Origin of the sequence: Flavobacterium sp. (assembly GCF_029242675.1) — a bacterium.
In the GTDB taxonomy this organism is placed as follows: domain Bacteria; phylum Bacteroidota; class Bacteroidia; order Flavobacteriales; family Flavobacteriaceae; genus Flavobacterium.
Window position 1 is genome coordinate 1 of sequence record NZ_JAQWTM010000056.1, and the last position, 3,355, is coordinate 3,355.

General features: G+C 31.9%; 4 protein-coding genes. 1 reads left to right on the plus strand and 3 read right to left on the minus strand.

Annotated elements, in window-relative coordinates; translation table 11 throughout:
• Positions 1-65: 65 nt before the first annotated feature.
• Complete coding sequence (locus P8M54_RS02175; protein ID WP_300284548.1) at positions 66-977, plus strand: glutaminase; 912 nt, start codon at positions 66-68, stop codon at positions 975-977.
• 149 nt (positions 978-1,126) lie between these two features.
• Here P8M54_RS02175 and P8M54_RS02180 read toward each other — a convergent pair whose 3' ends face one another.
• The 3 genes from P8M54_RS02180 to P8M54_RS02190 form a co-directional block, all read right to left on the minus strand.
• The gene (locus P8M54_RS02180; protein WP_300284550.1) at positions 1,127-1,525 is read right to left on the minus strand and encodes a hypothetical protein; all 399 of its coding nucleotides are present in this window, start codon (positions 1,523-1,525) and stop codon (positions 1,127-1,129) included.
• A 98-nt stretch (positions 1,526-1,623) separates the two neighbouring features.
• Positions 1,624-1,911: a hypothetical protein gene (locus P8M54_RS02185; RefSeq protein ID WP_300284553.1), complete on the minus strand. Its 288-nt coding sequence runs from the start codon at positions 1,909-1,911 to the stop codon at positions 1,624-1,626.
• 483 nt (positions 1,912-2,394) lie between these two features.
• A partial coding sequence (locus P8M54_RS02190) for an ATP-binding protein (protein ID WP_366525112.1) occupies positions 2,395-3,355 on the minus strand: 961 nt, incomplete at its 5' end.

Here is a 3,355-nt window from a genome sequence, read left to right on the forward strand (position 1 = left end):
GAAAAAAAGGAAGCAAAAAACCTAATTCTTACTTAGCTATTTTCTAATCAATATTTTATAAAAGAATGAAATTTGCCTCTGTTTTAAATGAAATTCAAAAAGAAATACAATCATATCCCTCAATAGGAGCCGTTACTACCACTATTCCAGAGTTGGCTAAAGTAAATCCAGATAAATTTGGGATACACCTTACAACAATCGATAATGACAATTACCAGATAGGGGACAGCCAAGAACGATTCTCTATTCAAAGTATTTCCAAGGCGCTTACCGTAGCTTTAGCCTTTTCATTTTTAGATGAGAAAGTTTGGGATCGAGTGGGAGTCGAACCTTCAGGGACAGCATTCAATTCATTAATACAATTAGAATATGAAAAGGGAATTCCAAGAAATCCTTTTATTAATTCGGGCGCTATTGTTATCGCGGATATACTTTTATCTTGCTTGAAAAATCCTAAAGAGGATTTTTTAGATTTCATAAAAATGATTTCAGGGAGTTCAGCTATAAAGTACAACAATGCTGTAGCCGAATCTGAAAAAGATAATAGTTTTAGAAATGCAGCTTTAGCTAATTTTTTAAAATCTTTTGGTAATATTAAAAATGATGTGGATCAGGTTCTAGATTTTTATTTTCACCAATGTGCAATAGAAATGAATTGTGAAGAGTTGGCCAACTCTTTTTTCTTTCTTGCAAATGAAGGTAGAACAAAGGCAGGACAGCAAATCTTAAATAAAAGTCAAGTAAAAAGGTTAAACGCTTTGATGCAAACCTGTGGGTTTTATGATGAGTCAGGAGAGTTTACCTCTAAAGTAGGTTTGCCAGGAAAAAGCGGAATTGGAGGCGGAATTGTAGCACTTTATCCCAAGCAGTTTGTTGTTGCTACTTGGTCACCAAAATTAAATAAAAAAGGAAATTCAGAGTTAGGCATGTTCGCATTGGAAGCATTCACCACTAAAACAGGTATGTCTGTTTTTTAGATTAATACTATTTTAAATAAGTAAAGTGTATTTTTATTTATCAGGCTAGAATTGTCGTTGTATTTCGGTTCTCAATTTTAATTGAAATTTATTTTCTAGTGTTATATTTTATTTGTTTCTTTTTGCATCAGTTCTGCTATAAAAGCCAACTAATTGTTATTGATGGTTAGTCGATAGAGGTAGCCATATTCGTCCGTAGCTATGATTAGTTTCTTAGTGGAGGACCACTCCGCAATTATTTCAACTGTAGTACTATCTTCCCTCTCTAGTGAACCAAAACCGGCTTTTCCTTCAATTAAAACTGCTCCATGGACTGAATTACCATCTTCATCTAATCCTGATACGATGTAGTTAGTATGATTTTTCACTTTTAGCTTTTTTTCGTTTGTTGGCGTTGCAATTAAAACGGTGTCTTTTATACTAGTATTTATTTGCTTTCGATGGGTCCGCGTTGTATCAGCAAATCGAACTTTAGTGGTTTTATATTGACACGATAGAATTGCAAGCAGGAAAAAAAGTAAAAAGACCACGTTTTTTATCGCTTTCATAAAATCTTATTATTGATTAATAGTTAGCCCACGCGATCTAAGCGGAAATCATCACGAGTACTATTTTATTTCAATTCGTATGGTTTACAAATGGTGAGTTAAATCTTAATCCAATTACTAGCAATCCAATCAGAAAGCTTTTCCTTGTTAGTTTCGTTCTCAATAGCAGCATGCTGTAAAAACGCTTCTACTTTTTGAAAACTAGATTTGGTTTTAGGAACCTTATAATCCTGAAGGAATTGATTACAAAAGTGTATTACCTCTGATTCTTCAATCTTATCAATAATTTTATTGTATCGAATAGACTGCTGTAAGGTTTCAGTCGAAATTGTAGCAGATCGTGAATATCCAGTAAATGCTAAATCTTCGTGATTAAATTTTGACATTTTTCTTAATTTTTTGGTTTAGGCACAAATCTAATTCCAATTAAAATTAGTTCATTACGGAAAACCGTAAAGAGGAGTTTTTTTTATTAAAAATTCTTTTTTTAACAAAATTAATAGATTTTGCATTCCACCTAATACCATCTACTACTGCTTAGTATATGTGGTAAAAGAATTATATACGACTTACCTGAATGGCATAAAATGGTTAAGATATAGATCAGTAATCACTCTAGATACTGTACTTTTGAGATTTGGAAATGCAAATAAATTAGGAGTATGCTTTCTTAGGCTACAATTTTCATGAAGCAAAATCAAAAATCCCCTTGTGACTTTTTGAGTAAACAAACATTTCACCGCATGTGTTAAATCAGAGTAAGTTAATTGTTTTAGCCGCAACCGGTGTTTGTTGTTTTAGTATTTTATTGAGTGTAGTTAACGATTTTTGCAAATTAATTACTGCTACAAAAAATTGGAGCAAATCATCTAAATCGGAAGTTCTATAGTTACTTTAAATCCTTTCCCCGTTTTATTGTCAAAAGAGATTTTTCCGTTGATGGATTGTACACGGTTTTGCATGTTTTGAATACCAAGATGTGTGGTTGATTTAACTAGATTAGCGCCAATACCATTGTCACTATAACGTATAAAAATAGTATTGCTTTCAGTTTTAAAGGTTAGTACCGCAACAGTGCATTGACTGTGTTTTTTCATATTGACTAAAAGCTCCTGAATCACCCTGTGCATTACTATTTTCTGTATCGCAGGAATACTGGACCAATCAATAAGGTCAAACCCATTCACAATAATGTTTACCGCATTGGTATTGAAGTCTTTTATCAAGCTTTTTAAGTTGGTAACATAATAAATACCAGTGTCAATAGGACTGTTTTCCATAGATATGTTCCTCGTGCGGGAGTAAATGGTATCTAAATTGTCAAGTAAGATCTCTTTATTTGTTGCAGATGATAAGTCTTGAGTTTCAGCAAAGGACATTGTTTGAAATAGATCGTTTGCTAGTTCGTCATGTAGCTTTTTGGATATTCTTGTTTCGGTGTTATAGGAAGTTTGAATTTTATCCTTCTTGTTTTTTTGTTTAATGAAGTAAAATATAATCAAAAAAGTGAGCAGACCAATAATTAACAAAGCAAATAAAAGAAGATTATTATTTTTTTGTTTTTCAAATAATAAATCTTTTTCCGCTCGTTCTGTTTTTAAAATTAAATTTTCATCCTTTTCTTTCTTAGAATCGTATTTGATTTTTGCAAATTGGTTTTTAGCTATTTGTCTGGCTCTAATAAGACTGTCAGTTAAGGTTATGTATTGTACTGAGTATTTTTTTATGTCAGAATCATTTGATAGCTCGATTAATAGTTTTAGGCAAAGTTTCCTATCGTCACTACTGTTTAATTTTATAGCTTGTTGATATGCTAACTTTGCATATTTT